This is a genomic window from Yimella sp. RIT 621 (assembly GCF_004146205.1).
In the GTDB taxonomy this organism is placed as follows: Bacteria; Actinomycetota; Actinomycetes; order Actinomycetales; family Dermatophilaceae; genus Yimella; species Yimella lutea.
Genome location: NZ_SEIP01000002.1, coordinates 273248 through 290448 on the forward strand (window position 1 = coordinate 273248; position 17201 = coordinate 290448).

Below are 17201 nucleotides of genomic sequence, written 5' to 3' on the forward strand. Positions count from 1 at the left end.
CCTAGCAACGGGCGCCCGACCCGCCTTCGACGCGCTTGCCGACCGACGTCGTGGCGAGGAGCCGTCCTGGCGATAATGGGACGCGTGTTCGTCGTGGCGTTGATCCTGCTGGCGGTGCTGCTGGCCTGGCCGATGCCCCGTCTTCTCCCCCGGCTCACCGCACTGCGTTCGGTGCCCGCGGCGGCCTTGCTGCTGTGGCAGAGCGTATCGCTCGCCGCCGTCGCCTCCGGACTGCTCGCAGCCCCGCTGGCCGTCCTTCTGTACGCCCGAGCGACCTGCGGACATCACGATCCCGACCCCGGCAAGCACGTGACACTCCTGCTGGCCGGTCTCGTGGTCACCGGCTTCCTGCTGGCTCGCCTGCTGCTGCAGGGCCACCGGATCGGCACGGACCTACGCCGCGGACGCCGTGAGCACACCGAACTGGTCGACCTCATCGGCATCGATGACGCGGCCCTCGGGGAGAACGTCCGGGTGTTGGCTCACCCGACACCGACGGCGTACTGCGTTCCCGGCTCCAGCCGGCGGGTGATCCTGACCCAGGGAACGCTCGACGCTCTCGACGCGGATCAACTGGAGGCCGTTCTGACACATGAGCGTTCGCATCTGCGGCAGCGGCACGACCTCGTCCTGGAGTTCTTCACGGTGTTGCACACCGCCGTGCCCGCGGCGGTGCGCAGCACTGCCGGGCTGCGCGAGGTGAAGTTGCTGATCGAGTTGCTGGCCGACCGCTGGGCCGTCGGTGTGACCGGCAAGCGGCCGGTCGCCACCGCGATGCTGGCGCTCGCCGAAGGCCAACACCCGGCGTCGGCGCTGGGCGCGACGGACGATGCGGTGATCCGCGTCGAGCAGCTGGCGTACGGCACCTACCGCCGGCGACTGGCTGTCGGAACGGTGTTGACCGCGATGTTCGTGCTGCAGCTGCCCGGGCTGCTCACCGTGGCGACTCTCGTCAGCTGATCAGAGCGCCTCCAGCGCCTTGCGGACGCGGGCGAGATCGCGGTCGGGCATGTCCTGCAGGAAGTGCAGCACGGCGTCCGACTCGGCCGGGCCGGCCCAGTCGGCGAGTGTTTCGCGCAACGCCTGGGCGGTGAGCTCCTCACGGCTGGACGCCGCGCTGTAGCGCCAGGCACGCCCGTCACGGACGCGCTCGGTCAGGCCCTTCTTGGCCAGACGGTCGGCAACCGTCATCACCGTCGTGTAGGCGCGCTTCTTGCCGTCGGTCTGTTCGAGGCGTTCGGCGATCTCACGCACGATGAGTGGAGTCTCAGTGGCCCACAGGCACTCCATGATCGCGCGTTCGAGGTCGCCGAGGCCGTTGGCGCTGACGTTGTCACGATTCATGAGGTCCATCCCGGTGGTGCGGGCTCGTAAGAGCGGTGATCATTCAATTTTACGACGCGCTGGGCACCGATGGTTCCCACCGGCTGGTGCGCGACGAGGATCACGGTGCGGCCGATGGTCGCGCTGTGCAGGTCGGCGAGCACCTCGCGTGCGGTCGGGGTGTCCAGGTGAGCGACCGGCTCGTCGAGCAACACGATCGGCCGACCCGACAGCACGGCGCGTGCGATCCCCAGTCGGGCTCGTTCTCCGCCGGAGACGCCTCGGTTGCCGTCGCCGAGTTCGGTGTCGAGGCCGGCGGGCAGCGCGGCGAGCCAGTGTCCGAGCCCGGACTGCACCAGGGCTGCCGCGACCTGCTGGTCGGACGCTCCCGGACGAGCGAGCAGCATGTTGGCGCGCACGGTGCCGACGAAGATGTGGGGTTCGTCGTCGACGACGGCGAACAGGTCACGGACGGCGTCGAGCGACAGGCTGCGGACGTCGCGTCCGCCGATCAGGTACGACCCGGACGCCGGGTCGAGGTGACGAGCGAGCACCGCCAGCAACGTGGACTTGCCGGAGCCGTTCGGGCCGGTGATCGTCACGTGCTCGCCCGGAGAGATCATCAGATCGAGCGGCGCCAGGTGCACCGCATCGTCGGTCCACGCGGCGCTGACATCGCTCAGCTCGACAGTCGTGTCCGTGCCCGGTTCGTCGTGAGCAGTCGCGACGACCGCCGGAGCCTGATCGAGCAGGACGCTCAGCCGCTTCGTGGCAGCTCGGCCGCGGGCGAGCGCGCCGACGGCGTCCGGGATCAGGCCGAGCACATCGCCGAGCGCCAACGGCATGAACACGAGCAGGGCTGCCAGGGGCGTGTCCAGGTCACCGCTACGCACCGGGTCGAACAACAGGTAGCCGAGTGCGACGGTGGCAGTCCCGGTGAGCGCCAACGAGAGTCCGAGACCGACCGAGCGCCCGCGGGCCTGCCGGCGACTCGCGCCTTCGAGCTCGGCCTGCGCCTCGTCGATCCAGCGCAGCGCTTCGTCGGATGCCCCGATTGCCTGCAGCTCGGCGGGGTTGGCCGACACGAGGTGCGCCGCGCGCTGCACCGCCGCGCGTGCTTCGAGCACCTGCGCCTGCCCGCGGCGTTCCAGCGCGAGGTCGAGCGCCCCCACGAGCACGGCTGAAGCACAGAACACCACCAGCACGAACCCGGCTGTTGCGTTCAGCACGAATGCGACGATGACCGCAGCGGCCGACGCGACCAGTGTGGCGATCAGCGGCACGACGGTGCGCACCTGTAGATCGACGACATCGTCGAGGTCGCGGACGACGCCGGTGAGCAGATCGGCGCGACGCCGGCGTCCGAGCCTGGCCGGGGTCAGCGGGATGAGTCGCCGGTAGACCTCGGTGCGCTCGTGCCGCAACGAGTTCAACGCGGCGTCGTGCGAGATGACCCGCTCGACGTAACGGAACGCCGGGCGTCCCATGCCGAACGCGCGAACGCCGACGACCGCGGTGAGCAGGGTGAGGATCACCGGGTGCTTGCTCGCCTGCACGATCAGCCAGCCCGAGGTGGCGGTCAGGAAGACACCGCATCCGACGGCGAGGCCGCCGATGACCCCGGCGATCACGATCTTGGCGCGTGACGGAGCCGACTGCTTCTTGATCGATGGTCCGTACGGGGTCCACTGGTTCATCGGGCCACCGCCCGGTGAGCGAGGCGGATGGTGTGATCGGCGCGGTCGATGAGTTCGTCGTCGTGGCTGACGACCACCACCGGACGCCGCGCGGCGAGATCGACGATCAGGTCGCGGACGTCGTCCGCCGCCTCGGGGTCGAGGTGCGCCGTGGGTTCGTCGACGAGCAGCACGTCGGCGTCGCTCAGCCAGGCTCGGGTGAGAACGAGACGGGCGCGCTGGCCGGCGGACAGGCCGAAGCCGTTGTCTCCCAACGCAGTCTCCAAACCGACGGGGAGGGTGCCGAGGATGCGCTCGAAGCCGGTGGCAGACATCGCCTCGTCGAGACGTGAGGTGTCGCTGACACCGAAGAGCAGGTTGTCGCGCACGCTCATCGGCGCGATGAACGGGGTCTGGGTGACCAGGTGGGTGGTCGGACGCTCGATGGTGCCGGCCGTCGGTGTGCGCAGTCCGGCGAGCAGTTCGAGCAGCGTGGTCTTGCCGCATCCGGAGGGTCCGGCCAGCACGGTGAGGCCCGGCTCGACCGTGAACGAGACGTCGTCCAGCACGTCGTGGTCGGTGCCCGGGTAGCGATAGCGGACGCCGTCCAGCACCAGCGCTCTCCTTGCGGCTCCTGCGTCCGCAGCACCTTGGTTTCGGCGCGTGCGGTTTCGTTCCTCATCCGAACGGCACGACCAGCGGTCGGGCGGCGCGCTCGGAAGCAACGAATCGATCGCCTCGACACCGTCGGCGGCGGCGTGGAACTCCTGCCCCACCCGACGGATCGGCCAGTACGCCTCCGGCGCGAGCAGGATCGCGGTCAGCGCGACACCGAGTTCCAGTTCGTCCCATGCCAGACGCATGCCGGTCCAGACCGCGACGATCGCGACCGAGATGGTGGCCAGCAGTTCCAGGGCTGCGGACGACATGAACGCGATCCGCAGCGTGCGGACGGTGGCGACCCGGTGCCGGTCGCCGACCGCGGAAACCTGTTCGGCCTGGTGCTCGGCGCGGCCGTAGGAGACCAGCGTCGGCAGTCCGCGCATCACGTCGAGGAAGTGACCGGACAAGCGGGTCTGTGTCTTCCACCGCTTCTCGGTGGCGTCCTGCGTGAAGCGTCCGATCAGAGCCGCGAACACCGGCAGCAGCGGCAACGTCAGCACCACGATGAGCGCGCTGCTCCAGTCGACGAAGAGCAGGCAGAGGACGGCGAGCGGTGGCACGACGGCAGCCGCCACCAAGGAGGGCAGGTAGCGGGCGACATACGGCTCGACCGCGCTCGCCCCGTGGGTCGAGACCGTCATCAGACGGGCGGCGTCCGGACGCTCGTCCGCAGGCGCCGCGAGCATCCGTCGCAGGTAGTCGCGACGCAGTGCACCCGAGATGCGGGTCGCCGCCCAGGACGCGACCTGCTCGGTGAGCAAGGACAGCAGACCGCGGATTACGAAGACGACAACAACCGCGACCGCCGGGCCCGTCAGCGAGTGCCCGCGGACCAGAGCCACCACCAGCGCCGCGATCGCGAACGCACCGGAGATGGCCGCGACCCCCGACAGGCCACCCAGCACACCGAGCACCACAACGGGCACTCGGGTGGCGGGTACTTCCTTGACCAGTCGGGGGTCGAACGGCTTCATGTCAGGCGTCCACCTCGTCCTGGATCTTCAGCGGGTCGACGGCGCCGGGGATGTGCTCGACACTGATCCGGCGACGGAACACCCAGTAGTTCCACGCGGTGTACGCCAGCGCGATCGGGGTGAAGATCAGCGCTGCTCCGGTCATGATCTGCAGCGTCAGGTGCGAGCTGGACGCGTTCTCGACCGTCAGGTTGAACCGATCGTCCGTCGTGCTCGGCATGACGTTCGGGAAGATCGCCAGGAAGTAGGTCGCGACGGCCATCGCCCAGGTGATGGTGGTGCCGATGAACGCCTTGCCCTCCGCACCCTTGGTGTTGAAGAAGATCGCCGCGAGCAGCGACACCGCCGCGATCGCCGTGGTGATCCAGGAGCCGACGTTGCCGGTCTTGAGGCCGACCCACAGCAGCAGCACGACGGCCAGTACCGCCGTCACCAGGCCGGCCTTGGTGGCGAAGGCCCGGGCGTCGTGGCGGATCTGACCGGCGGTCTTCAGCGCGATGAAGTGGCCGCCGTGGGTGAGCGACAGGCCGACGAACACCAGGCCACCGAGCAGCGACAGCGGGTTCAGCAGCGTGAACAGGTTGCCGGTGAAGATGAACTCCTGGTGCCGGTCCTGGGTGATCGGCACACCGGCGACGATGTTGGTCAGCGCCACACCGAGCAGCAGCGGCGGCAGCAACGAGCCGATCATGATGCACAGATCCCAGCCCTTGCGCCACGCGTCCGAGTCACGCTTGTGGCGGTACTCGAAGCCCATGTTGCGCACGATCAGGGCGACCAGGATCAGCAGCAGCGCCAGGTAGAAACCACTGAAGAGCGTGCCGTACCAAGCCGGGAACGCCGCGAACATCGCACCGCCGGCGGTGAGCAGCCAGACCTCGTTGCCGTCCCAGAACGGGCCGATGGTGTTGAGCAGGACGCGGCGACGCTTGTCGGTGTCGGCCTTGTCCGAGCCCTTGCCGAGGATCGGTAGCGACATCCCGACCCCGAAGTCGAAGCCTTCGAGCACGAAGTAGCCGGTCCACAGGACGCCGATGATGATGAACCAGAGTGTTTCGAGAGACATGTGTTCTCAGTCCTTTTCGCGAATGTCCGGCGGTCAGTAGGCGAACGCCAACTGGTCGTCGTCCTCGAGCATCTTGGGTTCTTCGAAGGGCTCGGCACCCTTCTTGATGTAGTCGAGGAAGAGCTTCACCTCGATCACGGCGAGCACCGCGTACAGCAGGGTGTAGACGATCAGCGAGATCGCGACGTCGGCGGTCGAGGCGGCCGTGGACAGACCCGTCTCGGTGGTCATGACGCCGTAGACCAGCCACGGTTGACGACCGATCTCGGTGAAGATCCAGCCGAAGCTGTTGGCGAACACCGGCGCGAACGGGGTCAGCACCGCGATCCAGATGAACAGCTTGCTCTTCGGAGTACCGCCCTTGCGGGTCTTCCACAGCACCAGCGCTGCGCCGGCCATCGCCGCCATGCCTAGGCCGATCATGAACCGGAAGGACCAGTAGGAGCCGGGGATGTTCGGCACGTAGCTGGAGGGGCTGATGTAGTGCTCGGGGACGCCGTATTCCTTGTTCTTCTCCGCGATGGCAGCCGGCAGTTCGCGACGCAGATCGTTGATGCCGGCGACCTCGCCGTTCATGTCACCGGTGGCCAGGAACGACAACACCTTGGGGACGGTGACGGCGAACTCCTCCTTGCTGCCGTCCAGAGATCCGATGGTGAACACCGAGAAGCTCGCCGGCTGCTCGGTGTCGTACAGCGCCTCGGCGGCAGCCATCTTCATCGGCTGGACGTCGGTCATGATTTTGCCCTGGATGTCGCCGGAGATGAGCATCGCGACGCTGGCGACCAGGGTCACCCAGGCACCCACGCGGGCGCTCTTGCGGTACATGCCGCGGTCGGCTTCCGCGCGTCCCTTCATCAACTTCCACAGACCGACTCCCATGACCATCGCGCCACCGGTCATGTAGGCGGCGGACACGACGTGCGGGAAGGTGACCAGCTGCACCTTGTTGGTGAGGACGGCGACGAAGTCGGTGAGTTCTGCGCGGTTCTTCAACTCGTTGTACTTGAACCCGACCGGGTTCTGCATGAACGAGTTCGCGGCCAGGATGAAGTACGCCGACAGGACGGTGCCGATGTGCACCAGCCAGATGCACATCACGTGCAGCTTCTCGGGTATGCGCCCCCAACCGAAGATCCACAGGCCGAGGAAGGTCGACTCCAGGAAGAAGGCCAGCAGCGCCTCGAACGCGAGCGGGGCGCCGAAGATGTCCCCGACGAACCGGCTGTAGGCCGACCAGTTCATCCCGAACTGGAACTCCTGCACGATGCCGGTGACCAGGCCGAGCGCGAAGTTGATCGTGAACAGCTTGCCGAAGAACTTCGCCAAGCGCAGCCACTCCGGGTTGCGGGTGCGCAACCACGCGGTGTGGAAGCCGGCGACGACGGCGGACATGCCGATCGTGATCGGCACGAAGAAGAAGTGGTAGACGGTCGTGATGGCGAACTGCCATCTCGCCAGATCAAGCGCATCCACTGGGCGTACTCCTGAAATTCCCGGGTCCGGACACAGGTGGTCCCCGTGTCGCCGAGTCAGATACTACTCCTAGTAGTACTGCCCGCTACCTGTACTGGATTTTCACCGCGTGATACCCGTCACGCAGACGGCTGTTCGCCGTCCCCGACCGGCAACCGGCGCCTGGAACAATTGCCGGATGACTTCACCGCTGCGACGCATCGCCGTGTTCTGCGCATCCCGACCCGGGATCGACGACTCGCTGATGAAGGCTGCATACGACGCCGGAAACTGGCTGGCCCGCAACGACATCGGCCTGGTGTACGGCGGTGGGGGCAGCGGTCTCATGGGCGCGGTCTCCAGTGGCGCACTGGACGCCGGTGGCGAAGTGATCGGCGTCATCCCGCAGTCGATGATCGACCGCGAATGGGGTCGGCACGACCTCACCCGACTCGACGTCGTCCAGACCATGCATGAGCGCAAGGCCTTGATGGCGGACCATGCAGACGCGTTCCTGTGCCTGCCCGGCGGGCTGGGCACCCTCGAGGAGATCTTCGAGGTCTGGACCTGGCGCACGCTCGGCTATCACGACAAGCCGGTGGGCTTCCTGGACACCGGCGGCTTCTGGCAGCCGATGCTCGAAGTGTTGCGGGCGATGGTCGCGAACGACTTCGTCCACGAGGCGACGCTGAAGGACATCGTTGTGGAACAGACCATGGACGCGGCCGTCGCAGGTCTGGCCGAACGCGTCTGACCACCTGTCGAAAATTTACTTGATCACTTGTTCAACTCTGGCTGGTTCCTCGCTACGCTGCTGAAATCTCGATGTGCCCTGGGTCACATTTGCACTTCATCGCCCCCGAGGAGCAGCCATGTCGGTACGCCGTCGCCCCACCCGAAGAGCAATCCGAGCCACCGCGCGCACCGGCACCGTGCTCGCCGCGGTGACCGCGGCCGTCGTCGCGCTGTCACTCCCGGCGGCGGGCGCCGAGACATCCGTCACCGCAGTTGCGCAGTGGTACGAAGCCACCAACCCGCAAACTCCTGATTCCGAGGTGAACGCCACGGGTGCCCCGTTCCGGGGCACGCAGGCCGACGGCACCGTCCGCGGCTACATCGACTCGCACACCCACTTGATGAGCAATGTCGGCTTCGGTGGCTCGATCGTCTGCGGCGCGACCCACCACGAGCACGGACCGGCGCAAGCGCTGAAGGACTGCGGCAGCCACGGCACGGACGGCTCGACCGGAGTGCTGGAGAACCTCACCAATCTCGAGGGCAATGGCCCGTTCGACAAGCACGACACCACGGGCTGGCCGACCTTCAAGGACTGGCCGAAGTGGTCCTCCCTCACCCACCAGCAGATGTACCACAAGTGGGTGGAACGGGCCTGGCGCGGCGGCCAACGCATCATGGTCGCCGACGCGGTCAACAACAACGTGCTGTGCGGTCTGCCGCTGCAGGCGAACAAGTACAGCTGTGACGACATGGACACCGTCCGCCGCCAGATCAGCGAGACGAAGAATCTGCAGACCTTCATCGACAACCAGTACGGCGGTCCGGGCAAGGGCTGGTTCCGCATCGCGGCGACCCCGGCGCAGGCCCGTCAGTTCGTCGCGCAGGGAAAGATGGCCGTGATCATCGGCGTCGAGGTGTCGAACCCGTTCGGGTGCACCACCACGCTCGGCATTGCGCGGTGCAGCAAGGGCGACATCGACCGCGGGCTGGACGAGTTCAAGAGCCTCGGTGTCAGCTCGATGTTCCTGTGTCACAAGTTCGACAACGCCCTGTGCGGGGTGCGTTACGACGAGGGCACGCAGGGCGTGCTGGTCAACGTCGGCAACTTCATCAACACCGACCAGTGGTGGAAGCCGACCGTCTGCACCGGCCCGCAGCACGACAACACGATCGCCAACACCGACATCCCGAACGAGGTGCTGAAGTACCTGCCTGCAGGCACCGCGCTGCCGGTCTACCCCAAGGGTCCGCACTGCAACACCAAGGGTCTGACCGATCTGGGTGAGTACGCACTCAAGGGCATGATCAAGCGCGGCATGATCGTCGAGGTCGATCACATGAGCGTGAAGTCGGCGAACAGCGCGCTCGACATCCTCGAGCAGCAGAACTACCCCGGGGTCGTGTCGTCGCACTCCTGGATGGACCGCACGTTCACCGAGCGCCTTTACCGCCTGGGCGGATTCGTCACCCCGTACGGTCACTCGGCCGGTGAGTACGCGGCCGACCTGCACGACCCGGCCACGGCCGCGCTGCGGGCGAAGTACAACGTCGGCGCCGGGTACGGCATGGACATGAACGGCTTCGGCGGCACCCCGCGTCCGCCGCTCATGGCTCGCGCGACACCCTCGGCCGACTCCACCTCCAACCTCGGCAAGTCGCTCACGACGACCGCCGGCAGGGGCATCAGCTACCCGTTCGTCGCGCTTGGCGGCACGGTGATGGACCGCCAGGTCAGCGGCGAGCGCGTCTGGGACTACAACAAGGACGGCGTCGCGCAATACGGGCAGGTTCCGGACTGGCTGGAGGACGTGAAGGGCATCGGCGGTTCCGGCATCCAGGACGAGTTGGCAAAGGGCGCCGAGTCCTACCTGCGCACCTACGCCGGCGCGCAGAGCTACTCCGGCACCGCCAACCTGGCCTTGAACAAGCCGACCACCGCAAGCTCGAACGAGCGGGCGCTGTTCAACGGCCTGGCCGCGGCCAAGGCCACCGACGGACGCATCGACACCCGCTGGGCCAGCGGCAACTGGGGCACCGCGCCGCAGTGGCTGCGCGTCGACCTCGGCTCGCGCCGGCAGATCGGCCGGGTCGCGATCGACTGGGAAAAGGCCTACGCCAAGGGCTACCAGGTGCAGGTGTCGGACGACGGCGCCACCTGGCGCACGGTCTCGACCGTGACGGACGGTGACGGCGCACTGGACGTCCATGTGTTCAACGAACCGGGCAAGACCATGCCGGCGGCACGGTACATCCGGGTGCACGCCACCGAGCGCGCGACGAACTACGGCTACTCGATCGAGGAGCTGCAGGTCTTCACCGACTGAGGATTCGCAGCACGACGAAGGGTCCCGTCCGATCGGACGGGACCCTTCGTGTCGGTCAGTGCGTGCCGGGCCGTGTGACGCCGGCCACCTCACATCGGGGAGAATGCTGCGCGTCCGGGACGTTGAAACCACAACCGTCACCCGAGGCCCACCCCCGAACAAGGACCCCGCTTGAACGTCACCCCGCTCGTCTGGACCCTGACCATCACCGGCATCATCGGTCTGCTGCTGTTCGACTTCTTCTTCCACGTGCGCAAGGCGCACGAACCCACGCTGCGCGAATCGGCCACCTGGTCGGCGCTGTACGTCGGCGTCGCCCTGGTGTTCGGCGCCGGCCTCTGGTTCGTCGCAGGCAGCGGCCACGGCGGCGACTACTTCGCGGGCTACATCACCGAGAAGGCGCTGAGCGTCGACAACCTGTTCGTGTTCCTGGTGATCATGGCCAGCTTCAAGGTGCCACGGGCCTACCAGCAGAAGGTGTTGCTCGTCGGTATCGCGATCGCATTGGTGGCCCGTGCCGCCTTCGTCTTCGTCGGCGCCGCGATGATCAACACGTTCAGCTGGACGTTCTACTTCTTCGGCCTCGTCCTGTTGGTCACCGCCGGCCACATGCTCAAGCCCGAAGGCGAGGAGGAGCACTCCGCCGACAACATCGTCAGCCGGATCGCCAAGAAGTTCTTCAAGGCGTCCGATGAGTACGACGGCGACAAGTTGTTCACCCGGATCGACGGCAGGCGGGTCATGACCCCGATGCTGCTGGTGATGATCGTCATCGGCGGCACCGACATCCTGTTCGCCCTCGACGCGATCCCGGCGATCTACGGTCTGACCGAGGTGCCGTACATCGTGTTCACCGCGACGGCGTTCTCCCTGCTCGGTCTGCGGCAGCTGTACTTCCTGATCGACGAACTGCTCGACCGCCTGATCTACCTCAGCTACGGCCTGGCCGTCATCCTCGGCTTCATCGGCGTGAAGTTGCTCCTGCACGCCCTGCACAAGAACTCGCTCGGGTTCATCAACGACGGCAAGCCAGTGGACGTCATCGAACTCACCACACCGGTCTCGCTCGGCGTGATCGTCGGCGTCCTCGTGATCACCGTCGTCGCATCTCTGATCGCTTCGCGCAAGAAGGCCGAGAAGAAGGAGCTCAGCGAGGCCGGGCCCACGCAGTGATCAGCACGCAGTGATCAGCACGCAGTGATCAGGCGACCCGCTTCGTCGTGATCTGCAGCGCCGCGAGCCGGTCGAGGGTCGGGTCCCACATGCGGGTCAGGTGCTCCGCGACGTTGCTGTTGACGGCGTAGGTGAGCACGAGCTCGCACCCTCCGCCCTCGATGGGCAGCAGTCGTACCGACAGCGTGTCGAGGCCCTCCTGGACGAAGTCGGCACCGTCGACGCGCCAGGTCAGGTCGAAACCGTGCTGATCCCAGTGCAGACAGGTGCCGGAGATCGTGACACCGGTGGACGCACTGGAGATGCGGTAGGCGTCACCGCGTCCGCGGCGCGGAAGGTCGTAGCTGACGTCGTCGATGTGGGGCCAGAACCACTCACTCATGACGCGGGGGTCAGTCCATGCAACGACGACATCGCTGACCGACATCCGCAGTCGCCGGTGGAAGATGTAGTCCAGGTTCACGCCACCAAGCTAGCCAGATCCGCCTTCTTTTTTTAGATCGCGCGAGCGTTCTATAAAAAGTCTTGACCTTCTTCATGGGATACCTTTACCTTCTTCATCGGATAGTCGAGCGCCCGATTTGGACAGTCGTCCAGTCACGCGAAGACGCGCAATTCTGGGGAGTCGCCATATCCAATTCGCCGATGAACCATTCGGTGCGTCAGACTCACGAGCATGTTGCACGTCGCCTTCTTCGAGCCGCAGATCCCGCCCAACACCGGAAACGCGATTCGCCTGTCTGCGTGCACGCCGGTGCATTTGCACCTGATCGAGCCGCTGGGCTTCTCGATGGAGTCGGCCCGGTTGCGCCGCGCCGGTCTGGACTATCACGACCTGGCGACCGTCACCGTCCATCCCGACTTGGATGCCTTCTGGTCGCATCTGCCCGGCGCTCGGGTTTTTGCCTACACCGGACGCGGCGACACCGTCTTCAGCTCGATCGCTTACGAGACCGGTGATGTGCTGCTGTTCGGACGAGAGGCCGACGGCCTGCCCGAGGAGGTCCTGTCGCACTCGCGCATCACCGCGCAGGTGCGGGTACCGATGATGCCGGGACGCCGATCCTTGAACCTCAGCAACACCGCGGCGATCGCTGTGTACGAGGCATGGCGGCAATGGGACTACGCGCTGCCGAGCGCAACGGACGCGACCGTCTCGTAGCGCGGCCTGCCCGACTGGCCTTCCCGCAGGTGGGAATGCACCAGTTCGACCTCCTCGACCAGCCACGGCGCGGACCGGAAGGTGTCGAGCACCTGCAGCCACTTGCGCGCGTCCAGCGATCGCTTCAGCCGTGCGATCGTGAGGTGACCGACGAAGCGCTGACCGTCCGGGGTCGCACCGGCGCTGTTGCACGCGTTGCGGACGCCGGCGGCGAGGCGACTCATGTCGGCAGCAGGTGCCAGCCACAGCACCTTGGCGGTGAACTCGTCCGGGAAGGCGCCCGCTCCGGCCAGTGACAGCTCGAAGGACTCGTGTTTGGCGGCAGTGCGTTCCAGCGCCTCGACCAGATCGTCGGCCCTGTGCTGCGCCACCTGCGGAAGGAAGGCGAGCGTGAGGTGCCACTGCTCGGGGTCGATCCACGGCATGCCGTCGCGGGGCGCGAGAAACTCGCTGAGTTCTTCCTTGATCGGTTCCGGCGGCACCACCGCCACGAACATCCGCGCGCTCACGCCTGCTTCAAGAAATCGGGTGCAGTCATGCATTCGAGCCTAGGCGAAGAGCAGGATGGAGCAATGACGATGCACGCGGACGATTACCAAGCCTGTCCAGCAAGGCCGGGTACGACATGTGGCCCGGGCCCTACGGCCAGGGCGGCGGCAGCCGGAAGTACCTGATCTCCTCACTCGACCAGTGGCTGAAGCGCATGGGCGTCGAGTACGGCGACATCTTCTACAGCCACCGGTTCGACGACACCACGCCGCTGGAAGAGACGATGGGCGCGCTGGACTTGATCGTCCGGTCGGGCAAGGCGCTGTACGTCGGCATCTCCTCCTACAGCGGGCAGCAGACGCGTGAGGCGGTCAAGATCCTGCAGCTGAACCGCATCGCCGGCAAGCGTGGCCAGACCCTCGCTCAGATGGCACTCTCGTGGGTGCTGCGCGACCTGCGGGTCACCTCGGCGCTGATCGGTGCGTCCAGCGTCCGGCAGTTGGAGGACAGCCTCAGGGCACTCGACAACCTCGACTTCACCGACAAGGAGCTGAGCGCGATCGACAAACACGCGGTCGATTCGGGCATCAACATCTGGAAGCGGTCCAGCGACAGCTGAACCACACCGGCTTGTGCCCGCGATTGCGTTCAAGGTCCCGCGGTTTCGGCGCATGCGGATTCGTTCCTCATCCGCATGGCTCGACCAGCGGAACGCGCGGATTCGCGTGGGCTCAGCGGGTCAGGCGGTCCAGGAACGCTCTGAGCAACACCCCGCTCAGGCGACGGTGGGTTCCGATCCGTCCGAGGAGACCATCGGCTTGCCCGCCTCGTGCCAGGCCTTCATGCCGCCCTCGAGGTTGGCGACATCGAGACCGAACTCGGCGAGCGAGGGCAACGTGCGCCGGACGCGTCCGCCGCCCTTGCAGGTGACGATCAGCTGGCGGTCGCCGGCGAGGTCGCGGATGTGGTCGAGGTTCTGTGACAACTCACCGAGCGGGATGTGGACGGCGTTGGGTGCGTGCCCGGCGTCCCACTCGTGCTGTTCACGGATGTCGAGGAACACCGCATCGTCGGGAAGGTCGGTGACAGGGACGTCCGGGAATCGGCTCATTCCTCGAGAGTAACCGTTTGCGCCGGGGACAACCGTAATCACACCGTGATCACCGTCGGCCCAACTGCGCGGATCGACCGAGCCTCCAGCGCAGTGATCAGGGTTCAGGTTCAAGGGGCGGGGGCCCGGCATGCACATCAATTCACCGGCTACTGGGCGACTATCGACCTGGCCGGCTTCCGCGCCTGAATCACCTCACTCGTACTGGTCGTCGCTGCGGCGCAACAGGATTCGTGGCAGCACCACCCACAACGCGATGACGAGCAGGACGCACAGCACGGCCGCGATGTAGCCGGCTGTGCGGCCGATCACTACGTCGACGATCAATGCGGTCGCACACACCAGCGCGAGCCCGAGCATCATCAGGCCGGCCATCGTGAGCTTGTTCGCGGCCTTGACGAGTTCATCCTTCGCTCGGCGCCGGAACAGGATGCGGTGGATGACGACGGGGCTGATGATGCAGAACGTGGACGCCGTGATCAGGCCGACGATCGCGACGTAAAGATGGATCTGCTGCCCCTGCAGGATGTCGAACCGCGCCTGGAACGGGAGGGTCAGCAAGAAGGCGAACAGGATCTGGATGCCGGTCTGGGTGACACGCAGTTCCTGCAGCAGTTCGTTCCAGTTGCGATCGAGCCGTTCGCCGGGTGACTCGCCGCGCTCGTCGTCCCCCTGGTCGTAACTGACGTCCTGGTGTCCCATCCGTTCAACGTACTGGTCGCGAATCTGCCGGTGGGGGGTTTTCGGTCCGGCGACCGGCGACCCGCACGTCCGGCTTTGAGGGCGTCCCACCTTGAACACCCGTCGCCGCCGAATACTTGCATCGTGAAAGAATCGCGCGATGGGACCCCTCTTGGATCGCATCGCCTCCGCACTTTCCGGTCGTCGGTCCTGGTGGTCCTTGATCCTGGCCGTTCTGCTGGCGGGTCTCGCCTTCGCGATGGGCGCTACCTCGAGTTCGAGTGCTCCGGTGTCGCTGCCCGCCGGAGCAGAGTCGGCCATGGTTCGCGAGACCCTGAAGAGCTTTCCCGGCGGTGAACTGTCCCAAGGCGTCGCCGTCGTGACCCGCGAGGACGGCGCCAAGCTGTCCCCCCAGGACCTCTCGGCGATCGGCCAGATGCGTGAGCGGATGCTCGCCGTCGACCGGGGGGACGCGGTCAAGAACGCACCATCCTCGGGCCCGCCGGTCGTGCCTTCGCCGGACGGCAAGGCCGCGATCGCCTTCGTCCCGTTCGACGGTTCGGTCACCGGTTTCCCCCTGGTCGACTCGGTCAAGGGGGTGCGTGAGGCCGCCAATTCCGGTCTGCCCCAGGCACTGAAGATGGAGTTCACTGGCGGCCCGGGCTTCGGCGCCGACACCGCCAACGCATTCGCCGGAGCTGACCTTCGGCTCATCCTGATCACCGCGCTCGTCGTCGCCGTGCTGCTGCTGATCACCTACCGTTCCCCGATCCTGTGGCTGGTGCCGCTGATCGTGGTCGCGCTCGCCGACCGGGTCGCATCCATCGTCTCCGGCCGTGTCGTCGAAGCGTTCGGACTGGTCAGCGACGGCTCGACGTCGGGTATCACCAGCGTCCTGGTGTTCGGAGCGGGCACGAACTACGCGTTGCTGCTCGTCTCGCGATACCGCGAGGAACTGCGTCACGAGACCGACCACCGAGTCGCCCTGCGCACCGCCGTCCGACATGCCGGTCCGGCGATCCTGGCCTCCAACCTCACCGTCGTGCTGGCCCTGGGTGCCTTGTTGTTCGCGATCCTGCCCAGCAACCGCGTCCTCGGTCTGAGCGCCGCCTTCGGCCTGCTGGTCGCCCTCGTGTTCGTGATGCTGATGTTGCCGCCGGCCCTCGCGCTGTGCGGACGCAAGCTGTTCTGGCCGTTCGTTCCGAAGCCGGGCGACCACAAGGACAAGAAGGAAGGCATCTGGCACCGCCTCGCCGACGGCGTCTCGAGCAAACCGTGGATCTACGGCGGAGCCGGTGTGCTCGTCCTGCTGATCTGCGCCGCCGGTCTGTTCGGGGTGAAGGTCGGCCTGTCGCAGACCGAGCAGTTCCGTGTCGCGGCCGAGTCCGCCGACGGGGTCGAGACGATGGCGAAGCACTACCCCGCCGGTGAGGCGAACCCCACCCGGATCGTTGCTAAAACCGCTGCAGCGCAGCAGGTTCAGCAGCGTGTTCAGGGCGTCGACGGAGTCCGCTCGGTGCGTCCGAGCGGTCGCTCCGAGGCGGGACTCTCCTCCTGGACGGTGGTGCTGGATGCGCCTCCCGGCACGGACGGAGCCGCCGGCAGCATCCGCGGGATCCGGGGTGCGCTGAAGGGTGTTCCGCAGGCCGAGGCGATGGTCGGCGGTCCGGACGCCGAAGCGCTCGACCAGTCGACCGGTGCCGAACGTGACCTGAAGCTGATCGTCCCGCTGATCCTGCTGGTCGTGTTCATCGTGCTGGTGGTGCTGCTGCGAGCGCTCGTGGCACCCGTCCTGCTGATGTTGTCGACGGTGCTCAGCGCTATCGCAGCGATCGGTCTCGGCAGCTGGATCAGCACCAATGTCGCGGGATTCCCGGCGCTGGACGACGGCGTCCCTTTGTTCGCTTTCCTGTTCCTGGTGGCACTCGGTGTCGACTACACGATCTTCCTGGTGATTCGTGCGCGCGAGGAGAACGCGAACCACGGCACCAGGGAGTCGATGGTGCGTGCCGTGTCGGCGACCGGTGCGGTGATCACCAGTGCGGGCGTCGTGCTCGCCGCAGTGTTCGCGGTGCTCGGGGTGCTGCCACTCATCGTGCTCACCCAGCTCGGCATCGTGGTCGGCCTGGGCATCCTGCTCGACACCTTCCTGGTGCGCACGGTCGTGATCCCCGCGTTGTGGAGCATCGTCGGCCCGAAGGTGTGGTGGCCCTCGAAGCTGAGCTGAGCACCCGGACGGTTACGTCTCGGACGTACGTTCGTAAAATTCCTCCCGTTGTGGGCGCGTGCGCCTAAAGTCGGCCACGTCGCGACCACTGTTCGTTTCACGGTCGCATCGCACATCCACGACACCCGGGGGAATCCCA

Annotated in this window: 14 protein-coding genes and 2 pseudogenes; 7 read left to right on the forward strand and 9 right to left on the reverse strand. The window is 66.5% G+C overall.

Annotation, left to right across the window (positions count from 1 at the left end):
• Positions 1–75 precede the first annotated feature (75 nt).
• The gene (locus tag EU513_RS03170; protein ID WP_129624439.1) at positions 76–960 is read left to right on the forward strand and encodes a M56 family metallopeptidase; all 885 of its coding nucleotides are present in this window, start codon (positions 76–78) and stop codon (positions 958–960) included.
• On the opposite strand, the gene EU513_RS03175 is transcribed toward EU513_RS03170, so the two are convergent.
• Genes EU513_RS03175 through EU513_RS03195 form a run of 5 tightly spaced genes read right to left on the reverse strand, consistent with a single transcriptional unit; the run spans position 961 to position 7178 of the window.
• A complete protein-coding gene (locus EU513_RS03175; RefSeq protein WP_129624440.1) occupies positions 961–1344 on the reverse strand; it encodes a BlaI/MecI/CopY family transcriptional regulator in 384 nt (127 codons plus the stop codon).
• Positions 1341–3020: a thiol reductant ABC exporter subunit CydC gene (cydC, locus tag EU513_RS03180; protein ID WP_129624441.1), complete on the reverse strand. Its 1680-nt coding sequence runs from the start codon at positions 3018–3020 to the stop codon at positions 1341–1343. The genes EU513_RS03175 and cydC overlap by 4 nt, the downstream gene beginning before the upstream one ends.
• Entirely contained in the window at positions 3017–4636 is a 1620-nt protein-coding gene (gene cydD / locus EU513_RS03185) for a thiol reductant ABC exporter subunit CydD (RefSeq protein WP_129624442.1), read from the reverse strand. The genes cydC and cydD overlap by 4 nt, the downstream gene beginning before the upstream one ends.
• 1 nt (position 4637) lies before the next feature.
• A complete protein-coding gene (gene cydB, locus EU513_RS03190; RefSeq protein WP_129624443.1) occupies positions 4638–5702 on the reverse strand; it encodes a cytochrome d ubiquinol oxidase subunit II in 1065 nt (354 codons plus the stop codon).
• Between the two features lie 33 nt (positions 5703–5735).
• On the reverse strand, positions 5736–7178 hold the full coding sequence (locus EU513_RS03195) for a cytochrome ubiquinol oxidase subunit I (RefSeq protein ID WP_129624444.1): 1443 nt from the start codon (positions 7176–7178) through the stop codon (positions 5736–5738).
• 178 nt (positions 7179–7356) lie between these two features.
• Here EU513_RS03195 and EU513_RS03200 point away from each other — a divergent pair, with 178 nt between their 5' ends.
• The 3 genes and pseudogenes from EU513_RS03200 to EU513_RS03210 all read left to right on the forward strand — a co-directional run.
• Positions 7357–7911 (forward strand): TIGR00730 family Rossman fold protein, encoded by a 555-nt coding sequence (locus tag EU513_RS03200; RefSeq protein ID WP_129624445.1) that lies wholly within the window; start codon positions 7357–7359, stop codon positions 7909–7911.
• A 118-nt stretch (positions 7912–8029) separates the two neighbouring features.
• Positions 8030–10219 carry a discoidin domain-containing protein gene (locus EU513_RS03205; RefSeq protein WP_129624446.1) on the forward strand — a complete coding sequence of 730 codons (2190 nt, stop codon included), beginning with the start codon at positions 8030–8032 and terminating at the stop codon, positions 10217–10219.
• Between the two features lie 171 nt (positions 10220–10390).
• Positions 10391–11356: pseudogene (locus tag EU513_RS03210) on the forward strand (TerC family protein); the annotation flags it as partial.
• Between the two features lie 64 nt (positions 11357–11420).
• Here EU513_RS03210 and EU513_RS03215 read toward each other — a convergent pair.
• Entirely contained in the window at positions 11421–11855 is a 435-nt protein-coding gene (locus tag EU513_RS03215) for an SRPBCC domain-containing protein (RefSeq protein ID WP_129624448.1), read from the reverse strand.
• A gap of 213 nt (positions 11856–12068) precedes the next feature.
• Between EU513_RS03215 and EU513_RS03220 the strand changes: the two genes are divergently transcribed.
• Complete coding sequence (locus tag EU513_RS03220) at positions 12069–12554, forward strand: tRNA (cytidine(34)-2'-O)-methyltransferase (RefSeq protein ID WP_129624449.1); 486 nt, start codon at positions 12069–12071, stop codon at positions 12552–12554.
• Here EU513_RS03220 and thpR read toward each other — a convergent pair.
• The gene (gene thpR, locus EU513_RS03225) at positions 12515–13063 is read right to left on the reverse strand and encodes an RNA 2',3'-cyclic phosphodiesterase (RefSeq protein WP_129624450.1); all 549 of its coding nucleotides are present in this window, start codon (positions 13061–13063) and stop codon (positions 12515–12517) included. The genes EU513_RS03220 and thpR overlap by 40 nt on opposite strands.
• Positions 13064–13155: 92 nt before the next feature.
• Between thpR and EU513_RS03230 the strand changes: the two are divergent.
• Positions 13156–13662 (forward strand): annotated as a pseudogene (locus EU513_RS03230) (aldo/keto reductase); the annotation flags it as partial.
• A gap of 156 nt (positions 13663–13818) precedes the next feature.
• Here EU513_RS03230 and EU513_RS03235 read toward each other — a convergent pair.
• Both EU513_RS03235 and EU513_RS03240 read right to left on the reverse strand, forming a co-directional pair.
• Positions 13819–14154 (reverse strand): rhodanese-like domain-containing protein, encoded by a 336-nt coding sequence (locus tag EU513_RS03235; RefSeq protein WP_129624452.1) that lies wholly within the window; start codon positions 14152–14154, stop codon positions 13819–13821.
• 195 nt (positions 14155–14349) lie between these two features.
• Positions 14350–14856 carry a DUF6328 family protein gene (locus EU513_RS03240; RefSeq protein WP_129624453.1) on the reverse strand — a complete coding sequence of 169 codons (507 nt, stop codon included), beginning with the start codon at positions 14854–14856 and terminating at the stop codon, positions 14350–14352.
• Positions 14857–14995: 139 nt separating this feature from the next.
• Here EU513_RS03240 and EU513_RS03245 point away from each other — a divergent pair, with 139 nt between their 5' ends.
• Positions 14996–17062, forward strand: coding sequence for an MMPL family transporter (locus EU513_RS03245; RefSeq protein WP_129624454.1), 2067 nt, complete (start codon positions 14996–14998; stop codon positions 17060–17062).
• Positions 17063–17201: the final 139 nt, after the last annotated feature.

What these genes read in the sequence shown, in the direction of transcription:
- EU513_RS03170 (WP_129624439.1), top strand. Translation starts at nt 76, where the DNA reads ATGGGACGCGTGTTCGTCGTGGCGTTGATCCTGCTGGCGGTGCTGCTG.
- cydD (WP_129624442.1), bottom strand. Translation starts at nt 4,636, where the DNA reads ATGAAGCCGTTCGACCCCCGACTGGTCAAGGAAGTACCCGCCACCCGA.
- EU513_RS03235 (WP_129624452.1), bottom strand. Translation starts at nt 14,154, where the DNA reads ATGAGCCGATTCCCGGACGTCCCTGTCACCGACCTTCCCGACGATGCG.
- cydB (WP_129624443.1), bottom strand. Translation starts at nt 5,702, where the DNA reads ATGTCTCTCGAAACACTCTGGTTCATCATCATCGGCGTCCTGTGGACC.
- cydC (WP_129624441.1), bottom strand. Translation starts at nt 3,020, where the DNA reads ATGAACCAGTGGACCCCGTACGGACCATCGATCAAGAAGCAGTCGGCT.
- EU513_RS03200 (WP_129624445.1), top strand. Translation starts at nt 7,357, where the DNA reads ATGACTTCACCGCTGCGACGCATCGCCGTGTTCTGCGCATCCCGACCC.
- EU513_RS03220 (WP_129624449.1), top strand. Translation starts at nt 12,069, where the DNA reads ATGTTGCACGTCGCCTTCTTCGAGCCGCAGATCCCGCCCAACACCGGA.
- EU513_RS03245 (WP_129624454.1), top strand. Translation starts at nt 14,996, where the DNA reads ATGGGACCCCTCTTGGATCGCATCGCCTCCGCACTTTCCGGTCGTCGG.
- EU513_RS03240 (WP_129624453.1), bottom strand. Translation starts at nt 14,856, where the DNA reads ATGGGACACCAGGACGTCAGTTACGACCAGGGGGACGACGAGCGCGGC.
- EU513_RS03175 (WP_129624440.1), bottom strand. Translation starts at nt 1,344, where the DNA reads ATGAATCGTGACAACGTCAGCGCCAACGGCCTCGGCGACCTCGAACGC.
- EU513_RS03205 (WP_129624446.1), top strand. Translation starts at nt 8,030, where the DNA reads ATGTCGGTACGCCGTCGCCCCACCCGAAGAGCAATCCGAGCCACCGCG.